Below are 23,083 nucleotides of genomic sequence, written 5' to 3' on the forward strand. Positions count from 1 at the left end.
CGCCCGAGACCAGTCAATAATCATTTGCGGGTTGAAAATCCGCATTTCTGATCCATATTTAACAGGTAACGTAAAGGTTTCCCTATGTCTGGTCATACCCAACTGCCTGCTACCCCTCTCGATTTGCCATTGTTGCCATTGCGTGACGTGGTTGTTTTTCCGCACATGGTCATCCCGCTGTTTGTGGGCCGGCCCAAGAGCATCAAGGCCCTTGAGGCGGCCATGGAGTCCGAGCGGCGCATCATGCTGGTGGCCCAGAAGGCTGCGGCCAAAGATGATCCTCTTGTCACCGACATGTTTGACGTCGGTTGCGTCTCCACTATTCTTCAGATGCTCAAGTTGCCTGACGGTACCGTCAAGGTCCTGGTTGAAGGCCAGCAACGTGCACGCGTGAACAAGATTGAAGAAGGCGAACTGCATTTTTCTGCCAACGTCACGCCTGTGGAGGCGGTTGTTGAACCTGAAGCCAAGCCACGCGGAAAAGCCAGTGAAATTGAGGCCCTGCGTCGCGCCGTGATGCAGCAGTTTGACCAGTACGTCAAACTGAACAAAAAAATCCCTCCAGAAATCCTTACTTCGATTTCGAGCATTGACGATGCAGGCCGCCTTGCGGACACCATTGCAGCGCACTTGCCACTTAAGTTGGACAACAAGCAGGCCGTGCTGGACTTGGCTGGTGTCAAGGAACGTCTTGAGAATTTGTTTGAGCAGATCGAACGTGAAGTCGATATTCTGAACGTGGACAAAAAAATCCGTGGACGGGTCAAACGGCAGATGGAAAAAAATCAGCGCGACTTCTACTTGAATGAGCAAGTAAAAGCCATCCAGAAAGAACTGGGTGAAGGCGAAGAGGGCGCTGATATCGATGAGATCGAGAAGAAGATCAAGTCGGCCAAAATGCCAAAAGATGCCCTTAAAAAGGCGGAGGCAGAGCTCAAGAAGCTCAAGCTGATGTCTCCGATGTCAGCCGAGGCAACGGTTGTTCGCAACTACATTGATGTGTTGACCGGATTGCCTTGGGCTGGCAAGACAAAGATCAAGCACGACTTGGGCAATGCTGAAAAGGTACTTAACGAAGACCATTACGGTCTGGATAAAGTTAAAGACCGCATACTTGAATATCTTGCAGTTCAGCAACGGGTCGAGAAGGTCAAGGCGCCTATTCTGTGTCTGGTCGGCCCACCGGGCGTTGGAAAAACGTCACTGGGACAATCGATCGCGAAGGCGACAGGGCGGAAATATGTGCGCATGGCCTTGGGCGGCATGCGTGACGAAGCTGAAATCCGTGGTCATCGCCGTACCTACATTGGTGCAATGCCGGGAAAAGTGTTACAAAATTTATCGAAGGTCGGTACCCGCAACCCGCTGTTTTTACTCGACGAGATTGACAAGTTGGGAACCGACTTCCGGGGCGATCCATCCAGCGCACTGCTGGAAGTGCTTGACCCTGAGCAGAATCACAAGTTTGGTGATCATTACGTCGAAGTGGACTTCGATCTAAGTGATGTGATGTTTGTTGCAACATCCAACTCCATGAATATTCCTCCGGCGTTGCTGGATCGAATGGAAGTGATTCGCCTGGCTGGCTACACGGAAGATGAAAAGACCAGTATTGCGGTCAAATATCTCTTGCCAAAGCAGATGACCAACAATGGTGTCAAGGATGTCGAGTTGGTCGTCAGCGAGGAGGCTGTACGTGACATCGTTCGTTATTACACCCGTGAAGCGGGCGTGCGCTCATTGGAACGCGAACTTTCCAAAATTTGCCGTAAGGTGGTCAAGGGTTTGCAACTCAAGAAGATGGTGCCGCAGGTCAAAGTGACAGTCGACAACCTCAATGATTTCCTCGGTGTGCGCAAGTACAGCTATGGGCGTGCGGAACAGCAAAATCAAGTGGGTCAAGTTGTTGGTCTGGCCTGGACCGAGGTGGGGGGCGATTTGCTGACTATTGAAGCGGCCATGATGCCTGGTAAAGGTGTCATCACGCGAACAGGGTCACTTGGCGATGTCATGAAGGAGTCCGTGGAGGCCGCTCGTACCGTGGTGCGTAGCCGTTCGCGTCGATTGGGTATCAAGGATGAATTCTTTGAAAAGAAAGATATTCATATTCACGTTCCAGATGGCGCAACGCCTAAGGATGGCCCCAGTGCGGGTGCCGCAATGACTACCGCTTTCGTGTCTGCCATGACGGGCATTCCCGTTCGCGGTGATGTCGCCATGACTGGTGAGATCACCCTGCGCGGCGAAGTGACAGCGATTGGCGGTTTGAAGGAAAAGCTGCTCGCAGCCCTTCGTGGAGGCATCAAGACGGTCTTGATTCCGGAAGAGAACGCAAAGGATCTGCAGGATATTCCCGAGAACGTTAAAAACGGACTTGAGATAGTGCCAGTGAGGTGGATTGACAAGGTGCTGGAAATTGCATTGGAGAGAATGCCAACACCATTACTGGACGACGAGCCCTTGGTAGCCACTGTTGTTGCGGTTGTTCCTGCTGTTGCTCCCGCGTTGGAGGGATCGGTTAAACACTAAATGTATTTAGTGCGGGTTTCAGTTAAAGGCGCCAGAAAAATACGCTATAATTTGAGGCTTGAAACGCGGGAATAGCTCAGTTGGTAGAGCGCAACCTTGCCAAGGTTGAGGTCGAGAGTTCGAGACTCTTTTCCCGCTCCAGGTAATCTAATGCAAGCTTAGGCTTGCAGTTTTGCGGGAATAGCTCAGTTGGTAGAGCGCAACCTTGCCAAGGTTGAGGTCGAGAGTTCGAGACTCTTTTCCCGCTCCAAGTTCCAAAAAAGGGAAGCACTGCTTCCCTTTTTTTGTCAGAATAGTTGGCGCGATAGCAAATCGGTTATGCAACGGATTGCAAATCCGTCTAGCCCAGTTCGACTCTGGGTCGCGCCTCCAATATTTTTTACAGTCGTCTCGGCAAATCAGGCGGCCATGCCCGAGTGGTGGAATGGTTTACACAGCAGACTTAAAATCTGTCCTCCTCACGGAGTTGCCGGTTCGAGTCCGGCCTCGGGCACCATTCAATGATTTCAGACCGTCTCATACCCCCTCACAACCCGCGTGGCCTATAGCTACAGCGGGTTTTTTGTTGCCTCATAGGGTTTCACGGGCTAACATGACATACCGCCAAAAAAGCGGTACTTCTGGCGGTATCAACAAATACCGCCAGCCGACATACCGCCAAAGGGGCAATATGCCACTAACAGACACCTTCGTGAAGAACAGCAAACCTACCGGGGCACCCGCTGGCGATAAGCACAGGGATGGGGGCGGCATGTATTTGCTGGTGAACGCAGGGGGCAAGTACTGGCGCATGGATTACCGCTTTGCCGAAAAGCGCAAAACATTGGCATTGGGCGTGTATCCAGCCGTTTCGCTTGCCAAGGCCAGACAGCGACGCGAAAAGGCACGGGAACTGCTGGCTGACGGTATCGACCCCGGCACAGCCAAAAAGAAAGAAAAGCAAGCCACGGCAGCGGCGGCGGCAAACACCTTTGAGGCGGTGGCCCGTGACTGGTTGGTCAAAACGGCGGCAGAGCGGATCGAATCCACCCAAAACAAGCGTATTGCATGGCTTGAAAAAGATGTATTCCCTTTCATTGGCAAGATGCCGATTGCTCAAATCGGGCCGCGTGACGTGCTGGGCGCATTGCGGGTGATGGAAGGCCGGGGCGCATTGGATGCCGTGCAGCGGGTAAAACAGGTATGTGGGCAGGTATTTCGTTACGCGGTGGCCACGGGCAGCGCAGAGCGGGACGTAACGCAGGACTTAAAAGGCGCACTGACGACGGCAGCCCCCAGCCACTTTGCAGCCATCACGGAGCCAAAGCAGGCAGGGGAGTTGATGCGCTCGATATTCGACTACAGCGGGCACCCTTACACGGTGGCGGCGCTCAAACTGTCACCCCTGTTATTTGTGCGTCCCGGTGAACTGCGCAAAGCCGAATGGATCGAGATTGACCTGGACGCGGCAGAGTGGCGCATACCTGGCAGCAAAATGAAAATGAAGGTTGGCCACCTTGTCCCGTTATCCACACAAGCGGTGGAGATTCTGCGCAGCGTGCAACCGCTTACCGGGCATGGCAGGTTTGTTTTCCCCAGCCTTTTGACCGGTGAACGTCCCATGTCTGAAAACACGGTGAACACGTCTTTGCGTCGCATGGGTATTGCGAAAGAGGTTCACAGCGCCCACGGGTTCAGGGCCATGGCACGCACAATCCTAGATGAGGTGCTGGAGCAGCGGGTTGACTTGATAGAGCATCAACTAGCCCATGCGGTGAAGGATGCCAATGGGCGGGCCTACAACCGAACAGCACACCTGCCAGCACGCCGTGCCATGATGCAGATATGGGCGGACTACCTGGACAAACTGCGCATGGGTGCGGACGTGATCCAGTTCAAGGCGGTGTGAGGCAAGTCATGGAGATACAACCAATCATTGCAACACCCAAGGAATATCAGGCCGCACAGGTATACGCAGATTTGATGAGCAAATTTGGGCTCTACTTCGTGGTGTTTCGAGACACGCAGGCTAAACAAGCTGCTGAATTGGCCGCTTTAAACAAGGGCAGGAAACCGAAATAATCAGTTTTATCCATGCCTACCTCGACGGAGGGAGCACCGATGCACCCCGAGCCGCTGGCGTGGCACTTGACTCAAAAGGGGTGTTCATTGGGTGATTAATATGAAGTGATATGAAATGAACTACACTGTGCGGATAAACAGCCGACTGAATAGTTAAACGTGTTATGGCTAGGGCACCGCACCCGACCCCCAGACACAACGTAATTCTTCCCCAGTCCAATTGCTCAGGAGCGCTACAAATCAGACCACTTGCGGCAACGCAAGGGCTTTCACCAGTGGAAAGCATGAGGTCAGTGCAGAGACCTGAACGGCGAAGCGTGCAGCTTAAAAACTGCGATTGAAACGCTTGGCCGTGGCATTTTTCAACCATCGGTCAAGCCTCGAACAAGGCTTCTCCGTGAACATTACCAACCTCAAAACCTCGGTTTCACTTAGCGTCCCGGAAGTTAAGACTCCAGCCAATTACTCAAATTTCGACGCACTGCCAGACAGTGCATTCATTCGAGAGTCACAACTGGTCCAAAGCCCCAAAAGGCCATCTACACCCGCACCCCTGCCATTCAGTGCCCCGACGTTGTGGCGCAAGGTGAAGGCGGGCACGTTCCCCAAACCGATCAAACTTTCTGAGCGTGTCACGGCTTGGAATGTGGGCACCGTGCGTGCATGGATGACAGCGCAAGCCATCGCATAGGGGCTGGCCATGACCACCACCAAAACGCACGGCGTAAAGCCGGGAAAAGTCACGCCCAATGACAAAGCCGCCGGGGGCAAAACCACCACGGCGACTAGATCAGAGTTGATAACTGATTCTACTGGCGATAACGTCACGCTGACCACCACCACGACCGAAGCGCGGGTTGATTCTCGGACTGTGGCGCGTGGCTTGAAGAACAAGCACAAAGCAGTTTTGAACCTGCTTGACCGCTACGAAAACGTGTTCAAACAACACGGCCAACTGACATTTAAAAAGGAGGTTGGTGACCGCAAGCAAGGCGGCGGAAACGCTGAACGATACGCACTGCTCAATGAAGACCAAGCGTACCTACTGCTGAGTTTAAGCCGCAACTCCGAGACCGTTGTGGCGCTCAAATCCAAGTTGATTGCAGCTTTTGGCAATGCTCGCCGGGCTGCTGATATACGCCAAACCGAGTATCTGCCAAGCTTCCACCAACTGAAGGACGCGATACACGCGGTATCAGCGACCGCCTCAAACGAGGGGCTGATACACATGAATGTGAACAAGGCCGTCAACAAGGCGGCGGGTATTGAAGCCGGTCAACGTGCATCGGCGCCAATGGGGAAACAGGCGCTATTGATTGTCGCGCAAGAGATGGCAGCACGGGCCATGCAATCAGCGCAAGACCACCGCGACGGCTATCAGCGGGTGAAGCAATCCTTGCTGGCGCTGACAGCTTGCACCATGTTGGAGACGTCGCAATGAGACTCCTACAAACGGTTTTCCTGATGGCGTGGTGCGCCACCCCCTCGACTTGGCTGGCGGCGCTCCTGGCACGATTGAGGCGGGCGCAATGAGCGGGCTAGTCCTGCCGCCGTCGGTAAAGTCCATCGGCCTCTCTGCGCTTGCCGGGCGCAAGCCGCAATCACTGCTGGCGGCGGCGCAACACAACCGGCGTCACCCTGAAGGCCGGGGCTGGAGACGCAAATCAGACCCAACACAAATACACCTGAACCAGTGCCTGCTCGGGCCAGACAGCACCGAGGGCGTGGTGGCGCTACAAGAGGCAATGATGGCAAGCGTGGGCTACACACCCAAGCGAAAAGACTACTCACAAGCCTTTGAACTGCTATTCACGACGCCGGATGATTTCACGGTTGATTACTTGGCATACTTTGCGTGGTGCGTGGAGTGGACGCAAGACAACTTAGGCCGGGGCATTGTGCTCACCGCCGATACCCACTTTGACGAAGGCATCGACAAAAAAACCCCGCATCTTCACATTCTGATGGTGCCTATCATCGATGGCGAGTGGGTCGGCAACGGCTTTACATCGACAAAAACATGGCCGGAATTACAAGCCAAGTTCGGGCGCGACATTGGTCTGAAGTTCGGTTTAAAGCTACTGCCGCAACTCAAAGGCAAGGCGCTGACCGAAGCCGCAACAGCGGTCAATACGCGGCTCACTGAGCTACTCGCACCGCACCTCGACCCTGATGTACTCCAAGCCCTGTTAAAGCTGACGAGGCGCAAGCCTGCGGGCCTCGTTGGGCCTTTGGGCATAACTGGAGATCGCTGTGAAGATGGTGGCGCGGCATTCCAACGAATCGCACTGTCAGCCGGTAAAGGAGGCAAAACAGAGCGCCGGGCGAAACCATATGGGATTGGGCCAAACGCATATGGGATTGAAAGCGACCCCGAAAAAGCAATCCCATTCTTGTGTAGTGGGTTCGCCAACAAAGCACCAGACCGGCTCGATCTTCCTGATCTTGAGTTGCCAGACTTGGGCGAACTGGACAGCGCACCTCTCGACCTGCCCAATGAGCCATTGCCAGACCTGCCGGGCGACCTGCCGATGAAGTTTGCCGGGGCCGTCACCGAAGAGCCCTTTGTGGAAACGACAACGAGAGTACGGGACAGCGACCTCGACCCGGCTCGATTCCAAGACGGCGATTACTGCGCACCGCCACCACCACCGGCTCGTCTCAAGCGACAAGCTGCTGACTGCTGGGTAAATGCTGCGCTGGCGACCAGATCGGCCTACAGCGGGAGCGAAGGCCGGGCGGCGCTATGTGACCTGCGCTAGCGTCGAAAGCGCAGCCACGGGCTGATATGACGACACCACGACCCCAAAAAACTCCGCATAACTACGCAAAATGAAGATTACTTTTCTACAAATAGAGCAAGCCTTCGGGCGGGCCGTATTTGGCGAGTCAGTCCGGGCCGTGGCGCGTGACTTGGGAGTGACCGAAGGCGCTCTACGGTTTCACTTCCGAAAAGGGCCACATCCTCGCACTGTTCGGGCGCTAGCCTATGCCAAGTTTCACGCTGACCAAGCGCGTGATCGACTGGAAGATGACGAGCGGGCGGCGGTTGACCGGATAGTGTCCCGGGCGCTGGCGAACAGCTTGCCTGTAGTAAACCGTCACTTCCCGTAACGCTGAAAGGCATCAACCGGGCCGGGCAGTGTCAAGGTTCAGTCAAGGGTTTGGCGCTGGCGAGTGGTAGTTGTTCCACTCGCGCAGGGGTTTGGAGTGGTAGTTGTTCCAGTGGCTGGGCAGTTTCGACCAACACCGCCACCACCTCGACAACGGAAAAACACATACGGTTTGCATATGGTTTTAAACGCATGGCGGCATCACCTCAAGTGGTAGTTGTTCCAGTCGTCCACTAGCGGCAGACGAAATTCGCAAGGTCGCTTTTGCTTGAGCCTGGAGCTAAGGTGAACCAATTCTCTGGACTTTCTTTGATAGCGGACGGGGATTGCTCGCTGTACCCGAGTACACGCATTTGCATATTTGCGCAGTTTGTTTCTGTCAGTGTGTAGCCCACGCTGTCAACGCCAATCCGCATATTCAGTGCGCGAACAATGCTTCCGACTTTCTTCTTTTCTAGAAGGAAGTACGTTCCCTTGTCCCCAGAGACGCTACGCGGAATTGGTATCTCAGATTGCGCCGCGATGCAGCTTGAAGCAACAAAAACAGAAACAAGCAGTACGGCGACAGTTTGACTAAGCATTGGCATTTTCTCTACGGTTAAAGATTCGGGGGAATCAAGCGCGATTCGATCTCAACTGATGGGGCGAAAGCCAACCCGACTGAAATTTTTTTATATTGAAGTGCCAACGTGGACGATCATACGTGCACCACCTAACGATTTACATGGACTTGTTCTATTCATGGACTGTCGGCATCATCTAGCGTGGTAATTGTTCCACCCATACCGGAAGGCTTTAAACTGGAAAAAAGTTGTAAGGCAACAAAAGGGGGAAACATGAAAATTTTTGCTGTCACATTCGCACTATGGGCAGGCACTATTGGTTTGGCCTATGCAAAGCACCCGCAATGCGCAGGCAGTTTAGAACCTGAGAAATGTGAAAAGATGCGGGACGAACTAGAGGGCGAGACATCATCGCAAAAAAGGGAGCGACTTAAAAAGGCGACCGATGCGAAGGCGATTGCTAACAAGCTCGCCGCTGCGACTGACGCCGAAGATCGAAAAAAAGACCGCGTTTTGAAAGCACAGAAAAAGAAAGAAGGGGTTCTTATCGGCATGAGCCAGCAAGATGTTTTGGACAGCTCATGGGGGAAACCAAAACACATAAACCGCACGACAAATGCACGCGGCACTCGTGAGCAATGGGTTTATGACGGAGGCTATCTCTACTTCGAAAAAGACATGCTCACGTCAATTCAAAATTGACGATCGCTGGCGCACCGAGAAAAACGGCTCAGGATACGGTTTCTGCATTGACCTTGCCCCTGGAATCCGTATCCCATAACTGAGATCATGAGTTGGCTTGCTTGGGCTGAGCTGCAAGCCAGTTTTCTTCGAACTGCACCGGGCTGAGGTAAGCCAGCGTTGAATGCAGTCGAGTGCGGTTATACCAAAGCAGCCAGCCAATAGTCTCATCCTTGGCCTCACGCCGAGTCTTGAACCTCTGGCCGTATAACCGCTCCACCTTCAATGATCCAAACAGCGTCTCGCTACAGGCGTTGTCCCAGCAGTTGCCGCGCCGACTCATTGAACTGGTGATGCCGTACTCCTGGAGTACATCCCGGAAATCCTTGCTGGCGTACTGACTCCCGCGGTCGCTGTGGAACATCAGTGCAGCCTGCTTGCTCGGATGCCGCTTGAACCACGCCATGCGCAATGCATCGATGACGATGTCGCGCGTCATGTCGTCTCGCAACGACCAACCCACCACCTGGCGGCTGAACAGGTCAATCACCACGGCCAGAAACAGCCAGCCTTCGTCAGTCGCGATATACGTGACGTCACCCACCCAGACCTTGTCGGGCTCTGCCACCGTGAACTCCCGGTTGAGCAAGTTGGACGAGATCGGCTGATCATGGTTGCTGTCGGTGGTGACCTTGAAGCGCCGCTTTCCTTTGGCACGAATGCCGTGCAACTGCATGAGTTTTTGCACACGGTCCTTGCCCACACAGATGCCACGGGCGAGCAGTTCCTTCCAGGTGCGTGGCCAGCCGTAGCCGCCTCGGGTTTCAGTGTGGATGGCCTTGATGTGCACCAGCAATGCGTCGTCGCTCAAATGGCGACGTTGGGCAGCCCTGGCCAGCCGAGCGAAGTGCTCGTGGTACCCGGCCATGCTCACGCCCAGCACCCGGCACTGCACCGAGATCGGCCAAACGCTGCGGTGGCGCTGGATGAAGGCGTACTTCAAATCGATCCCTTTGCGAAGTACGCCGTGGCTTTTCCCAGAATGTCGCGCTCCATCTTCACCCGCGCTAATTCGGCCCGCAACCGGCTGATCTCCATCTGCTCGGCGCTGACTTTGGCCTTGCTGTCAGCCCCCTTGAGTTGGCCTTGGCGCTGTGCCTTGACCCAGTTGAACAGCGTCTGGTCGACCACTCCCAATGTCCGTGCCGCTGCCGCAATGCTTTGGCCACCCTCGACCAGTCGTACCGCTTCTTGCTTGAATTCGAGCGTGTACCGTGCTCGCGTCGTCTTTGTCATTTCCGTTCTCCTTGCTTGAATTTAAACACTCAGCAAGGGATACGTTTTTCCAGGGCAAGGTCACATTGATGCCGAGGTGTGACAGAGCCAGCGGGGTCAATTGGTAACGTCGCGGCGCATTTTGTGACGATAGGAGGGAAGTAGCAAAGTCCGGCACCATACCGGGCCGGACATCGACTGTCATATCGCTGCATACTAAATCACCCTGTGACATAAATGAGACGCTTTGATTAATGACGGTACTTTTGACGGTACTTTCCAGAACCTTGATTCAAGAATGCAGCATTCATGCGGTTTGCAGCTTGATGTTCGAGTCCGGCCTCGGCACCAAGTGATCATTTCAGACCGTTTCAGACCCCCTCACAACCCGCGTGGCTTATAGCTATAGCGGGTTTTTGTTGCTTTAATGGGTATCACGAGTTTGAACTTTCATTCAAGTAACATCTTGGTCTTTGCTAAGACGCTTCGTCATTGAACTGTTGAAGGTTCTTGCCACTGATCCCTTTGTAAAATTTCTGGATTTTCAGCATATCAGCCGAAATATCGCCAGTTGGTTGAAAAATTGGACCAATGCCACCTATTTTTTCTTTGAAGTCAAGAAAAGCCAGGGCAATTGGGACGCCAGCGCCTTGTGCAATGTAATAAAAGCCAGTTTTCCAGTGGGTGACCTTTCCTCGTGTTCCTTCGGGAGGAACCACGACTGTCAGGCGTTGAGTCCGGTTGAATGAATCAATAGTTCCCTGAACGAGATTGTTGACCTTGCTGCGGTCAACTGGGATGCCGCCCAGCCATCGCATCAACCAGCCGACTGGCCAGGGAAACAAGCTGGCTTTGCCCACCCAGTAAATTGGAAGACGCATGGCAAAACAGACCATTAAGGTGATCGGGAAGTCCCAATTGCTGGTGTGGGGTGCCGCAATGATCACGTATTTGTCGATATTTGGTTTTTCACCGCTGATGCGCCAGCCCATGATGCGCAGAGTGGAAACGGAGAACCACCGCATGAGCGTATTGACGATCGGTGTATCGAAAATGGTTGGCTGCATATCGTGTCGGTTTGGTGTCGGTTGCCGAAGGCGACTTCAATGGCTTGGCAGTTCAAGGTGAAGCCATTCCGTGCCACTGCAGGCGTGCGCCACGACAATGCCGGAGATGTCTCGGTCTAGCGCCAAAGCAAGCGCCGCCAAGGCGAGTTGCGGGCGATTATTGTGCTTGCTCAAATGGGCCGCTACAACGTGTGATAAGGTTGGATGACAAAGCGCCCGGGCAATTTCTGCGGCTTGGGGGTTAGAGAGATGTCCAAATTGCCCCCCAACACGTTTTTTAAGAAAAGGTGGGTAGCGCGATGCGGCAAGCAAATCGAGGTCGTGATTGCATTCAAGGATGAGTGCGTGACACCCGGCAAGATGTTCAAGGATGCGGGGCGTTGCGTGACCCAGGTCGGTGACAACGCCTAGTCGTGCCGGCCCAAATGAGCAAACGAGTTGGAGGGGTTCCTGGGCATCGTGAGGCACGGCAAATGGTAGAACGTGGAGATCGCCAACCTTGAAGGGAACCGCATCACTGGCGATCATTTTCAAGCCGTCGAGGTCGGGTCTTCCAATCGCCTCGTAGGTGCCTTCGCTCAGCCACAGCGGCTTGCGTCCCCTTAGTGCGAATTGCCTTGCCGAGCCAATGTGGTCGCTGTGTTCGTGTGTGATGAACACTGCATCAATCATCTCGGCTGATAGCCCGGCTTGAGTTAGGCGCAGGTCAATTTGCCTGAGACTCAGTCCACAGTCAATCAGCATGCGGCTGATTCCGCCCTCAGCATGGGCTTCCACGACAGTTGAGTTACCAGAACTGCCGCTGCCCAGCATTTTGAATCGCAGCATTCTGCGATCCGTTTACTTCAAGTCGTCAGCAATGATTTTGACAATGCGTTGAGCGTTGACACTGAGGTCGGGCTTGCCACTGGCATCCAGGACCGTGACGGTCGTTGTCTCCCCTTGGCTGGTTATTGAAATGCGATATTTCAAGGGTCCAGACGCTGCTTTTGTACCGCTGAAAAGCTTGCCAAAGAACCCGGGCTCTGCCTTGTCAGCGGAAGGTTCGACATAACGGACAAAATAGATGCCCTTGCTGCGGTCGCGATCTTCAACTGTGAAGCCGGTACGGTCAAGTGATAAACCTACCCGACGCCAAGCACGATCAAAGCCGTCGTCAATCTGTACTACGGGGATTCCGTCGACAGTCGTTGCGCGAGAAGTGTTTTTTGTGGCGCCAGCCGCCAGCATGGCTGTCGACTGCTCTTGCGACACACCGAGTTTAACCATCAGGCGGCGCAGGAATTCAGCTTCCATTTCGGGATCTGTTGGACGTGGCTGCCACACAGTTGAGTCCTTCTTGGAGCTGTCGTACACCTCAATCATGCCCCGGTGGCTGATGAAAATATCAGTGCCGCCCGCCGCATTGCGTTCCAGACGGGTGCGGTATTTATCACGCTCACCCGTCGAATACAAAGAGTCAAGCGCTTTGCCCAAGGCGTTGCGAATAAAGTCTTGGGGAAGTTTGGCCCGGTTTTCTGCCCAGTCGGTTTCCATGATTCCCAATGGCGCCTGATCCATGGCCAGCAAGAAACCATTTTCCTGCCAGAAGTCACGAACGGGCTCCCACAGCTTGTCGGCAGGACGATTGACTACCAGCCACCTCTGTGTCCCGGCTCGTTCAATGCGTACATCACCCAATTGAGCGACCGCTGTCGGGGCGGCCTGCGCTGTCGCTTGACCTGCCTGAAAGGTGGATGCTGTGACTGGGGCATCAGGCGTGGCGTAACGGGTATCGCGCGACAACTGGGTCAAATCCGGTGGCACTATCAGTGAGGGGCCTTTGGCGGCGCTCTTGTAGTTGATTTTGTCGCTTTCGAGCGCGGAGCAGGCGACGAGCGCCAACGAAACGCTCACGAGCGCCAGTCTGGAGAGTTGATTCACAAAAAGTATCCCTTTGGGTAATGGTTTCGGCCAGTTCAGGTCCATCAGACCAGACCGGTAGCGCGCAACGCGCCTTCAACGGTGGCTTCGTTGGATGGGGTCAATGGCGTCATGGGTAGCCGCATTGTTCCACCGCACAGATTCATTCTTGCCATCGCCCATTTCAGGGGGATGGGGTTGGCCTCGACAAACAGGTGCTTGTGCAGGGGCATCAGCTTGAACTGAATTTCCATGGCCCGTTTTGTGTCACCTGCCATGGCTGCAACGCAAAGTTCATGCATGAGTTTGGGGGCCAGATTAGCTGTCACGCTGACATTGCCATGCCCGCCACACAGCATGAGGGCAACGGCAGTTGGATCATCCCCGGAGTAAATCGCAAATCCTTTGGGTGCTTCCCGAATCAACCACTGCGCGCGATCAATGTTGCCGGTGGCCTCCTTGATACCCACGATGCCCGGAACTTGCGCTAAGCGAAGCACGGTTTCATGGGCCATGTCGGCTACGGACCGGCCCGGCACGTTGTACAAAATCATCGGCAGTTCCACCGCTTCGGCAATTGCCTTGAAGTGAAGGTATTGCCCCTCTTGGGTCGGCTTGTTGTAGTAGGGAACCACCTGCAACTGGCAGTCTGCGCCGACTGCCTTGGCGAACTTCGTGAGTTCAATGGCTTCTGCTGTGGAGTTGGCGCCGCACCCGGCCATGATCGGAACTCGTCCGGCAGCCTGTTCTACAGACACGCGGATGATCTCGCAATGCTCCTGCACATTGACGGTGGGCGACTCCCCTGTGGTACCTACCACGCCAACGCAGTCAGTGCCTTCCGCGATGTGCCAGTCGATCAGTTTGCGAAGGGTGGGGTAGTCCACGCTGCCATCTTCAAACATGGGAGTGACCAGCGCCACGATGCTACCGGTGATTTGGCTGATTGAGGATGTCATGTCCAAGGAGTGGTTAACTGTAAAAGAGCATTCTACCTAGAGCAGGTATCGGCGCGATGTCGGGTCCGTTACAACGGGTAAAACCGGCTTCACGGCTGCAATTCTCTGGACAAAACGCGGTGGGCTGTCAAGGAATCCCTCTTCGAAAGCGACGACGCGAAGGGTGCCAAAAGCGGATAGAAGCTCTGCAGGTTGCAACAGGAAATCGGGCCTGGAGGGTTTGCCTAAGGCTTCATTACCGATGGCAAAGGTCTCATAGATCAGAACGCCGTCCGGTGCCAGACTCTCCAGAATCTTGGGGAACAGCGGCCGCCACAGGTAGTTGGTGACAACGATCGCATCAAATGTGCGCGTCTGCATGCCTGTCGTTAATGGCCAGGGGGCATTTTCAATGTCTGCCAGCACGGCTTCGCCATACGCAGCAGCCGCCTGTACGGCATCGGGCGAGCGGTCTACACCGGTGACGGCATGCCCTCTTTCGGCGAACCATTTCATGTGGCGTCCTCCGCCACAGGCCAGGTCCAGGACTGAACCCTGGGATACCACGAGATGAGACCAGCGCTGGACCCATGCGGAAGCCGTGCCCAACCCATGCAACTCTGTGGAAATTGACGTATTCACGCTATTCATCGCTTTTCAGAAGCAGGCCCAGACCTGGTTGGCCAGTGTGACCAGGAAATCAGGGCGGGTATAGAGATAAAAAACGGCCAGCAGGACGCAACCAGCGCCCGCATACAAAAAACGCTGGTGAACCTTGTTCATGGGGTCAGGCTCCCGCTGTGACCGCGTTGCGGATGATGGATTTTTCCTTGATCGGCAGGTTGACCAGCGCTGCGAGCACGCCCAGCGCAATGGCGATGTACCACACGATGTCATAACTGCCCGTGCGGTCATACAGGTAGCCGCCCAGCCACACGCCAAGGAATGAGCCGATTTGATGGCTGAAAAACACAAAGCCGCTGAGCATCGAGAGGTGTGCCACCCCAAAAATTTGTGCCACCGCGGCATTCGTGACGGGCACTGTAGACAGCCACAACAAGCCCATGGCTGCGGAGAATGCGTACACGCTGAGGGGCGACAGGGGCACGATCAGAAACAATGAGATCACCGCTGCCCTGGCCAGGTAGATAAAAGCCAGAATATTTTTCTTCGGCAGCCTTTGCCCCAGCACACCCGCGGCATAGGTGCCAAATACGTTGAACAAGCCGATCAGCGCGAGTGCGTAGCTCGCCACTTGGGGCGATAGGCCCTTGTCTTTCAAATAGCTGGGCATGTGCACGCCAATGAAAACGACCTGAAAGCCACAAACAAAATAGCCGGCCATCAACAATTGAAAACTGGGGTACTTGAAGGCCTCCGTCAAGGCTTGAAGAATGGTTTGATCTCGGCGCAGTGGCGCGCCGCCAGAAAACCCGGGCTCCCGCAGTCCCCAGGCCAGTGGCACGATCAGCAACGAGGCGAAGCCCAGGATGACCAGGGCTTGCTGCCATCCGAAACTGCTGATCAGAAAACCTTCGGTTGGCACCATCAGAAACTGGCCAAACGAGCCTGCGGCCGCGGCGATGCCCATGGCCCAGGAGCGTTTGTCGGCGGCGATGTTGCGGCCAATCACCCCGTATACGACAGCGTAGGTAGTGCCCGCTTGCGCGAGGCCAATCAGCACGCCAGCAGACAGGGTGAACAAGCTCGGTGTGTTGGCGTGTGCCATGCCCGCCAAGCCCAGGGCATACAGCAGGGCTCCCAAAACGATTACCTTGAAAGCACCAAAACGGTCCGCGGCCATGCCGGCAAAGATGCCGGAAATGCCCCACGCGAGGTTTTGAATGGCGATGGCAAAGGCAAACGTTTCTCGCGTCCAGCCCTGGCTCTGGGTGATCGGCTGGAGCCACAGGCCAAAGCTGTGGCGGATACCCATGGAGAGCGTCACGATGGCGGCACCACACACAAGGACTCGTGTCATGGAAAGGGTTTTATTGGAATTCGGCATCCGATAAATGTAGCGAATCCGCGGCTATCTCATGGTGAGCGCATGACTTGCCACTTTTTTGGCTGTGCTTTCATACAGTTGTTTTCGGAGTCCAGACTACAATTCGCCGCTATGGCAGTCAAACCAACACCCGAATATTCAGAAGGTTCCATCCGTGTGCTCAAGGGCCTGGAGCCCGTCAAGCAGCGCCCGGGCATGTACACCCGCACCGACAACCCGCTTCATGTGATCCAGGAAGTGCTGGACAACGCCGCGGATGAGGCCTTGGCGGGGCATGGCAAAAAAATCAAGGTATTGCTTCACATCGATGGTTCGATCAGCATTGAAGACGATGGCCGGGGCATTCCATTTGGCCTTCATCCGGAAGAGAAGGCCCCCGTGATTGAACTGGTGTTCACCCAGCTTCATGCCGGTGGCAAGTTCGACAAGGGCAAGGGGGGCGCTTACAGCTTTTCAGGCGGCCTGCATGGTGTGGGCGTCAGCGTGACCAATGCCTTGGCCACCCGGCTGGAGGCTACCACCTACCGTGAAGGCATGGTGGCCAGCCTGACCTTTGCCGGTGGTGACGTCATCGAGCCACTGCAAGTGCGAAAGGCGGGGGATGGCGACCGCAAGTCAGGAACGACGGTACGCGTTTGGCCCGATGGCAAATACTTTGAAACCCTGGCTTTGCCCATGGGGCAATTGACTCATCTGCTGCGAAGCAAGGCGGTGTTGATGCCGGGTGTCACCGTGACCCTGGTGAACGAAAAAACAAAAGAAACCCAGGTCTGGATTTACAAGGGGGGCCTGCGTGACTACCTGGCGCAAACGCTGAATGGTGAGTTGGTCATTCCCATGTTTGAGGGGGAAGGTTTTGCCGATGCCCAAAGCGACAGCTTTGCCGAAGGCGAGGGCGCCTCCTGGTGCGTGGCCTTCACCGAAGACGGCCAACCGGTGCGTGAAAGCTATGTCAACCTGATTCCCACCAGCGCAGGCGGCACCCACGAAAGCGGCTTGCGTGATGGTCTGTTTACCGCCGTCAAGAGCTTCATTGAGCTGCATTCCCTGTTGCCCAAAGGCGTCAAGCTCCTGCCTGAAGATGTCTTTGCCCGGGCGAATTATGTGTTGTCTGCCAAGGTGCTGGACCCCCAGTTCCAGGGGCAGATCAAGGAGCGGCTCAACTCGCGTGACGCGGTACGGCTGGTGTCCGGCTTTGTGCGGCCGAACCTGGAACTCTGGTTGAACCAGCATGTGGAATACGGGAAAAAATTGGCTGAACTGGCCATCAAAGCGGCCCAAACCCGTCAAAAAGCCGGTCAGAAAGTTGAAAAACGCAAGGGCTCCGGCGTTGCCGTGTTGCCGGGCAAGCTGACCGATTGCGAAAGCCGTGATCTGGCGCACAACGAAGTGTTTCTGGTCGAAGGCGACTCGGCAGGCGGCAGCGCCAAGATGGGGCGAGACAAGGAAAGCCAGGCCGTTTTACCCCTGCGTGGCAAGGTCCTCAATACGTGGGAGGTCGAGCGCGACCGCCTGTTTGCCAACACTGAAATTCACGACATTTCGGTAGCCATTGGCGTTGATCCGCATGGTCCCAATGACTCGCCTGATATGAGTGGATTGCGTTACGGCAAGGTGTGCATCCTGTCAGACGCGGACGTGGACGGCTCACATATTCAGGTGCTGCTGCTCACACTTTTCTTCAGGCACTTTCCCAAGCTGATTGAAGCGGGTCATGTCTATGTGGCGCGTCCGCCCCTGTTCCGGGTCGATGCCCCGGCACGGGGCAAGAAGCCCGCGTCCAAAGCCTACGCGCTGGACGAAGGCGAATTGACCGCCATTTTGGACAAGCTGCGTAAAGAAGGTGTGCGCGAGGCGGCCTGGAGCATCAGCCGGTTCAAGGGACTGGGCGAGATGAATGCGGTGCAGTTGTGGGAAACCACCCTGAATCCCGATACCCGCCGCTTGTTGCCTGTCCAGCTCGGCAATGTCGATTTTTCTCATACCGAAGCACTGATCACCAAATTGATGGGCAAAGGGGAGGCCGCGGCCCGACGTGAGCTCATGGAGTTGCATGGCGACACGGTGGAGATTGACATTTGATGGTGGCCATGATGTCAGTATGGCTTGCGGTATTTTGTAAAATGTGCCTAAAGTCCTCGCCGATGCTGGGCTTGTTGCTATTATTTTTGCAGCAAAACGCCTTCGCGGATGTGCTGGAGCCCGAGTTCTCCGCATATCCCGGTTACCAGACCGCCAAGCATCACCTGCAGGCGGCTGCCCATGAGTTCAATATTGAATATGAGTTGCTGCACGCCGTCATTGCGAAAGAGTCCCGTTTTGATGCTTCAGCCGTTTCGCCCGGTGGGGCCGTTGGTTTGATGCAAATCATGCCCGCCACGGCCGCCAATTTTGGCGTGCGAGGGGACAAGACCACCTCCATCCGCAAAAAGCTGTCTGATCCGGGGACCAATGTCAACACGGGTAGCCGCTACCTGCGCTACCTGATGAATCTGTTTCCCGGTCAGCTTGAACTGGCTGTCGCGGCCTACAACGCCGGCGAAGGCACCGTCAGGCGGGCCGGCAACAAAATTCCGAACATCAAAACGACGCAGCAATACGTCAAAAGTGTTCTGCAGACGTATGCACAACTCAAGTCTCGCCTGCTATCAACTGACCTAACTGATGCGCCCGCGATGGCTGCCCAAGAGTTGCCAGACGGCGCCCGTGAGCGCGACAACGTGATTTCAACGGGGGCATCCATGGATATTCCATTGCCCTCAGCCAAACTTCCAGATTGAGACAGACCCGTTTCCATGAGCGACCAACCGATACTCGACTTTTCCCCCAGCACGCCACCTGAAGACGGCGGCGACTCTCCCAGCCTCGCGTCCTATGCGCAACGTGCCTACCTGGAGTACGCCCTCAGCGTGGTCAAAGGCCGTGCCTTGCCTGACGTCTGCGACGGTCAGAAGCCGGTGCAGCGACGCATTTTGTATTCCATGTCCCGCATGGGCCTGGGGTTCGGCGGGGCCAACGGCAACACCGGGGCCAAGCCGGTCAAATGCGCCCGCGTGGTGGGTGATGTGCTGGGCCGGTTTCATCCGCACGGTGACTCCTCGGTGTACGACGCCGCGGTGCGCATGGCGCAGGACTTTTCCTTGCGTTATCCGCTGATCGACGGTCAGGGCAACTTTGGCTCGCGCGACGGCGATGGCGCCGCCGCCATGCGTTATACCGAGGCGCGGTTGGCCAAGATCACCAGCTTGCTGCTGGATGAAATTGACGAAGGCACGGTTGATTTTTCGCCCAACTACGATGGCTCCACCGAAGAGCCGCGCCAGTTACCAGCCCGCTTGCCGTTTGCCTTGCTCAATGGGGCCAGCGGCATCGCCGTCGGGCTGGCGACTGAAATCCCCAGCCACAATTTGCGTGAAATAGCGGATGCCTGCGTGGCGCTGATCAAGAACCCGAAGCTCACGCATGAAGAACTGCTCGCCCTGATTCCGGGGCCAGACTATCCGGGCGGCGGCCAGATCACCAGCACGGCCGGTGACATTGCCGAGGTCTATCGCACCGGGCGCGGCTCGCTGAAAGTGCGCGCCCGCTGGAAAATTGAAGAGTTGGCACGGGGTCAATGGCAACTGGTGGTCACCGAGTTGCCGCCGGGCGTCAGCACCCAGCGGGTACTGGAAGAAATTGAAGAGCTGACCAATCCCAAAATCAAGGCGGGCAAAAAGGCCTTGTCGATCGAACAAAACCAGCTCAAGGCCACCGTCTTGTCCGTGCTGGATGTGGTGCGCGACGAGTCCAGCAAAGACGCCGCCGTGCGCCTGGTCTGCGAACCCAAAACCAGTCGCATTCAGCAGCAGGAACTAATCACCACGCTGCTGGCCCACACCAGTCTGGAAACCTCGTCCCCCATCAACCTCACCATGGTGGGGCTGGATGGCCGGCCAACGCAAAAGTCACTGCGTCAAATGCTGTCCGAGTGGATTGACTTCCGCCAGATCACGGTCGAGCGGCGCTCCCGGCACCGCCTCAACAAAGTGTTGGACCGCATCCATATTTTGGAAGGCCGGCAGCTGGTGCTGCTCAATATTGACGAAGTGATTGCCATCATTCGCCAGTCCGACGACCCCAAAGTGGCGCTCATGGCGCGCTTTGACCTGTCCGAGCGGCAGGCTGAAGACATTCTTGAAATCCGCCTGCGCCAGTTGGCCCGGCTGGAAGCCATCAAGATCGAGCAGGAACTTGCCGCGCTGCGCACGGAGCAAAAAGGCCTGGAAGAGATTCTGGGCAACCCCGCCGCCTTGCGCCGCCTGATGATCAAGGAGATCGAGCTTGACGCCAAAACCTTTGCCGACCCGCGCCGCACGCTGATTCAGGCCGAGAAAAAGGCGGTGCTGGAGGTCAAGGTGCTGGACGAACCCGTCACCGTGGTCGTCAGCGAAAAGGGCTGGGTGCGCGCGCGCACCGGTCACGGGCATGAGCCGACAAGCTTTGCCTTCAAGGCCGGTGACGGCCTGTACGGCACGTTTGAGTGTCGTACCGTGGACACGCTGCTGGCCTTTGGCAACAACGGGCGCATTTATTCTGTGGCCGTTTCATTGCTGCCGGGGGCCCGGGGTGATGGTCAGCCCATCACCACCTTGCTGGAGCTCGAAGCGGGTACACAGTTGGCGTATTACTACGCAGGCCCTGCCAGCGCCACTTTGCTGCTGAGCAGTTCCGGTGGTTATGGTTTCATGGCCTCGGTCGACAGCATGACCTCACGCCTCAAGGCGGGCAAGGCCTTCGTCACCTGCAACGAGGGGGAGACTTTGTGCAAGCCCTCGGTGGTGGCGGGCGGCTCTGGTGCGGTGCCGGTGGTGCCAGCGACCCATGTGGCCTGCGCCTCCACGGGCGGGCGAATTTTGACCTTTGAGATCAAGGACCTCAAGTCCATGACCAACGGGGGCCGCGGTCTGATGCTGATCAACCTGGAAGCAAAAGACACCCTGGCGGGTGCTGCGGCTTACACGCGTAGCGTGAAGATCGAAGGCATGGGCCGGGGCGGCAAAGCGCGTGATGAAACGCTGGAGATTCGCAGCCTTAACAATGCCCGTTCGGCGCGCGGCCTCAAAGGCAAGGCCGCCGACCTCGGCTTCAAACCCGCATCCCTCACCCGGGTTGAGTAAGGCACCCGGCTGATTCAGTCGATGCGGATGATTTTTTCCGCCGTCTCGCGAATCAGTTGGAGCGTGGCTTGCTGGGTGAGGGTGGTGGGGCGCAGCGAGCTGGTGGCCACTGACACTTTGGTGCGCAGGGGTGGTTCATGGATCGTGCGCACCGAAAAAGCCGATGGCCGGACCGAGTTGGCCACCGCATGGCGCGACAGCACGGCGCATCCTGCCCCGTCAGCGACCAAGTCCAGGATGGCCGAGACACCGTCAATCTCCAGCGCAATTTTCAGGCGGCAGCCAATGTTGGCCATTTCCGACTCCACATGCATGCGGATCGCGTTGGGTCGGCTGGGAATGACCAGCGGCAGCTCCGAGACGGCTTTCAAGGAGATGGGGCCCGGTGCCGGGTCTTCCTGCAGGCCGGGCGGGCGGGCCTGCACCAGCAACAGGTCTTCTTCCAGCAGCGGCGTGATGTCAACTTCCGTGCTGGGCGGGGTGTTGTAAAGCACGGCAATGTCCAGCCGCCCGTTCACCAATGACTCTTGCATGGCCACGGACAGGCCTTCGCTGATGGACAGGGTAGCGTCCGGCATCTGCAGGCGAAACGCCCGGATCAGCGGCACGGTCAATATGCGCGCCAGACTGGTCGGCAGGCCCACCGCCACGCGGCCGGCCAGCGACCCGCGCACGCGCCCGAGTTCTTCCCGCGCGCGTTCGACCTGATGCAAAATGCCGCGGCCGTGCGCCAGCAGCAGTTTGCCCGCCTCGGTCGGGACGGCGCCGCGGCCATTGCGCGTCAGCAGGTTTTGGCGCAACTCCACTTCCAGCAGGCGGACCTGGCGGCTGAGCGCAGGCTGTGCAATGTCCAGCGCGATGGAGGCGCGGGTGAAACTGCCTAGTTCGGCCACGCGGACAAAGTATTCCAGTTGTTTGAGGTCCATGAGGCGCCTTCTTTGAATAGCTAGGTGTTAATTATGCCAATGTGTGATAGCTGATAGTTGCATCATTCTCTTAACAAATGGGGTCGTGAGCGCCAGAATACGACCCATGAATTCTGCTGCGTCCCATTCCTCTACCCTGTCCACCATCTCCGCCACGCCCGTGAGTCTGCGCGGCATCTCGTCCATGGCGACCCGCCAATTGCTGGCCCAGCTGGCATCGGCGTTGACACAGCGCACGGGCTGGCGCCTTGACATGGAGTCGGTGGGCGGGGTGGATGCGGCCCGGCGTGTTCAGGCGGGTGAAGCCTTCGATGTGGTGTTTTTGGCCTCCGACGCCATCGATAAACTGATAGCTTCAGGCCACATCGACGCCAAGAGCAAGCGCGATCTGGCGCACTCGGGCGTGGCGGTTGCCGTGCGCGCGGGCATGCCCCAGCCCGACATCAGCTCGGAAGACGCTGTGCGCCAGGCGGTTCTGGCCGCGCCCAGCCTGAGTTACTCCACCGGGCCCAGTGGCGTGGCCCTGATGAAATTGTTTGAGCGCTGGGGTATTGCCGACGCTGTTCAGGCGCGTCTCGTGGTGCCGCCTCCCGGTGTGCCGGTCGGTGCGCTGATCGCGCGGGGCGAGGTGGCGCTGGGCTTTCAGCAACTCAGCGAACTGATTCACGTCGAAGGCATTGCGGTGGTGGGGCCCTTGCCATCGGCGATCCAGATCACCACGACTTTTTCTGCCGGCTGCTGCACGACCTCTGCGCAGGCCGGCGCCGTTCGTGCTTTGCTCGATTTCATGAGCGGGCCCGACGCGGCGGATGCCAAACGACAGCAGGGCATGGAGCCCGCTTGAGCTTGCCACCGCTGTGA

General features: G+C 56.5%; 19 protein-coding genes and 4 tRNA genes. 14 read left to right on the forward strand and 9 right to left on the reverse strand.

Annotated elements, in window-relative coordinates; all coding sequences use genetic code 11:
• Window positions 1-84 precede the first annotated feature (84 nt).
• The 10 genes from lon to AC097N_RS01725 all read left to right on the forward strand — a co-directional run bounded on the left by lon (window position 85) and on the right by AC097N_RS01725 (window position 8,968).
• Window positions 85-2,529: an endopeptidase La gene (gene lon, locus AC097N_RS01680; RefSeq protein WP_479578991.1), complete on the forward strand. Its 2,445-nt coding sequence runs from the start codon at window positions 85-87 to the stop codon at window positions 2,527-2,529.
• Between the two features lie 65 nt (window positions 2,530-2,594).
• Window positions 2,595-2,670 (forward strand) — tRNA-Gly (locus tag AC097N_RS01685).
• 33 nt (window positions 2,671-2,703) lie between these two features.
• A tRNA-Gly gene (locus tag AC097N_RS01690) sits at window positions 2,704-2,779 on the forward strand.
• A 48-nt stretch (window positions 2,780-2,827) separates the two neighbouring features.
• Window positions 2,828-2,901: transfer RNA gene (locus AC097N_RS01695), tRNA-Cys, on the forward strand.
• Window positions 2,902-2,939: 38 nt separating this feature from the next.
• Window positions 2,940-3,025, forward strand: a tRNA-Leu gene (locus AC097N_RS01700).
• Window positions 3,026-3,199: 174 nt separating this feature from the next.
• Entirely contained in the window at window positions 3,200-4,417 is a 1,218-nt protein-coding gene (locus AC097N_RS01705) for a tyrosine-type recombinase/integrase (protein ID WP_479578992.1), read from the forward strand.
• 570 nt (window positions 4,418-4,987) lie between these two features.
• The gene (locus tag AC097N_RS01710) at window positions 4,988-5,281 is read left to right on the forward strand and encodes a helix-turn-helix transcriptional regulator (RefSeq protein ID WP_479578993.1); all 294 of its coding nucleotides are present in this window, start codon (window positions 4,988-4,990) and stop codon (window positions 5,279-5,281) included.
• A 9-nt stretch (window positions 5,282-5,290) separates the two neighbouring features.
• Entirely contained in the window at window positions 5,291-6,031 is a 741-nt protein-coding gene (locus tag AC097N_RS01715; RefSeq protein WP_479578994.1) for a Rha family transcriptional regulator, read from the forward strand.
• Between the two features lie 31 nt (window positions 6,032-6,062).
• On the forward strand, window positions 6,063-7,352 hold the full coding sequence (locus tag AC097N_RS01720) for a plasmid recombination protein (protein WP_479578995.1): 1,290 nt from the start codon (window positions 6,063-6,065) through the stop codon (window positions 7,350-7,352).
• Between the two features lie 1,187 nt (window positions 7,353-8,539).
• Window positions 8,540-8,968 (forward strand): hypothetical protein, encoded by a 429-nt coding sequence (locus tag AC097N_RS01725; RefSeq protein ID WP_479578996.1) that lies wholly within the window; start codon window positions 8,540-8,542, stop codon window positions 8,966-8,968.
• An 85-nt stretch (window positions 8,969-9,053) separates the two neighbouring features.
• Here the strand turns inward: AC097N_RS01725 and AC097N_RS01730 are convergent.
• The 8 genes from AC097N_RS01730 to AC097N_RS01765 all read right to left on the reverse strand — a co-directional run bounded on the left by AC097N_RS01730 (window position 9,054) and on the right by AC097N_RS01765 (window position 16,110).
• Window positions 9,054-10,243 (reverse strand): IS3 family transposase gene (locus tag AC097N_RS01730; protein WP_479578997.1). Its coding sequence is split into 2 segments (ribosomal slippage): window positions 9,054-9,985 and window positions 9,985-10,243, totalling 1,191 coding nucleotides; the frame shifts between segments, so codons are not numbered across the junction.
• Window positions 10,244-10,698: 455 nt separating this feature from the next.
• On the reverse strand, window positions 10,699-11,289 hold the full coding sequence (locus tag AC097N_RS01735) for a lysophospholipid acyltransferase family protein (protein WP_479578998.1): 591 nt from the start codon (window positions 11,287-11,289) through the stop codon (window positions 10,699-10,701).
• A 36-nt stretch (window positions 11,290-11,325) separates the two neighbouring features.
• Window positions 11,326-12,117 carry an MBL fold metallo-hydrolase gene (locus AC097N_RS01740; protein ID WP_479578999.1) on the reverse strand — a complete coding sequence of 264 codons (792 nt, stop codon included), beginning with the start codon at window positions 12,115-12,117 and terminating at the stop codon, window positions 11,326-11,328.
• Window positions 12,118-12,129: 12 nt separating this feature from the next.
• Window positions 12,130-13,257: an outer membrane protein assembly factor BamC gene (gene bamC / locus AC097N_RS01745; RefSeq protein WP_479579000.1), complete on the reverse strand. Its 1,128-nt coding sequence runs from the start codon at window positions 13,255-13,257 to the stop codon at window positions 12,130-12,132.
• Window positions 13,257-14,150 carry a 4-hydroxy-tetrahydrodipicolinate synthase gene (gene dapA, locus AC097N_RS01750; protein WP_479579001.1) on the reverse strand — a complete coding sequence of 298 codons (894 nt, stop codon included), beginning with the start codon at window positions 14,148-14,150 and terminating at the stop codon, window positions 13,257-13,259. The genes bamC and dapA overlap by 1 nt, the downstream gene beginning before the upstream one ends.
• 36 nt (window positions 14,151-14,186) lie before the next feature.
• Window positions 14,187-14,780 (reverse strand): class I SAM-dependent methyltransferase, encoded by a 594-nt coding sequence (locus tag AC097N_RS01755; protein WP_479579002.1) that lies wholly within the window; start codon window positions 14,778-14,780, stop codon window positions 14,187-14,189.
• 6 nt (window positions 14,781-14,786) lie between these two features.
• Window positions 14,787-14,912 carry a hypothetical protein gene (locus AC097N_RS01760; RefSeq protein WP_479579003.1) on the reverse strand — a complete coding sequence of 42 codons (126 nt, stop codon included), beginning with the start codon at window positions 14,910-14,912 and terminating at the stop codon, window positions 14,787-14,789.
• Window positions 14,913-14,916: 4 nt separating this feature from the next.
• Window positions 14,917-16,110 (reverse strand): MFS transporter, encoded by a 1,194-nt coding sequence (locus AC097N_RS01765; protein ID WP_479579004.1) that lies wholly within the window; start codon window positions 16,108-16,110, stop codon window positions 14,917-14,919.
• A 138-nt stretch (window positions 16,111-16,248) separates the two neighbouring features.
• Here AC097N_RS01765 and AC097N_RS01770 point away from each other — a divergent pair, with 138 nt between their 5' ends.
• From AC097N_RS01770 to parC, 3 genes are read left to right on the forward strand one after another with little or no spacing between them, the layout of a single operon-like run.
• On the forward strand, window positions 16,249-18,219 hold the full coding sequence (locus AC097N_RS01770) for a DNA topoisomerase IV subunit B (RefSeq protein ID WP_479579005.1): 1,971 nt from the start codon (window positions 16,249-16,251) through the stop codon (window positions 18,217-18,219).
• Between the two features lie 41 nt (window positions 18,220-18,260).
• Window positions 18,261-18,917: a lytic transglycosylase domain-containing protein gene (locus tag AC097N_RS01775; protein ID WP_479579006.1), complete on the forward strand. Its 657-nt coding sequence runs from the start codon at window positions 18,261-18,263 to the stop codon at window positions 18,915-18,917.
• A gap of 15 nt (window positions 18,918-18,932) precedes the next feature.
• A complete protein-coding gene (parC, locus tag AC097N_RS01780; protein WP_479579007.1) occupies window positions 18,933-21,296 on the forward strand; it encodes a DNA topoisomerase IV subunit A in 2,364 nt (787 codons plus the stop codon).
• Between the two features lie 14 nt (window positions 21,297-21,310).
• Here the strand turns inward: parC and AC097N_RS01785 are convergent, their stop codons facing one another.
• Complete coding sequence (locus AC097N_RS01785; RefSeq protein ID WP_479579008.1) at window positions 21,311-22,222, reverse strand: LysR substrate-binding domain-containing protein; 912 nt, start codon at window positions 22,220-22,222, stop codon at window positions 21,311-21,313.
• A gap of 184 nt (window positions 22,223-22,406) precedes the next feature.
• Here AC097N_RS01785 and AC097N_RS01790 point away from each other — a divergent pair, with 184 nt between their 5' ends.
• Window positions 22,407-23,066 carry a substrate-binding domain-containing protein gene (locus AC097N_RS01790; protein WP_479579191.1) on the forward strand — a complete coding sequence of 220 codons (660 nt, stop codon included), beginning with the start codon at window positions 22,407-22,409 and terminating at the stop codon, window positions 23,064-23,066.
• Window positions 23,067-23,083: the final 17 nt, after the last annotated feature.

The organism is Rhodoferax sp. LS1R11 (genome assembly GCF_056521395.1).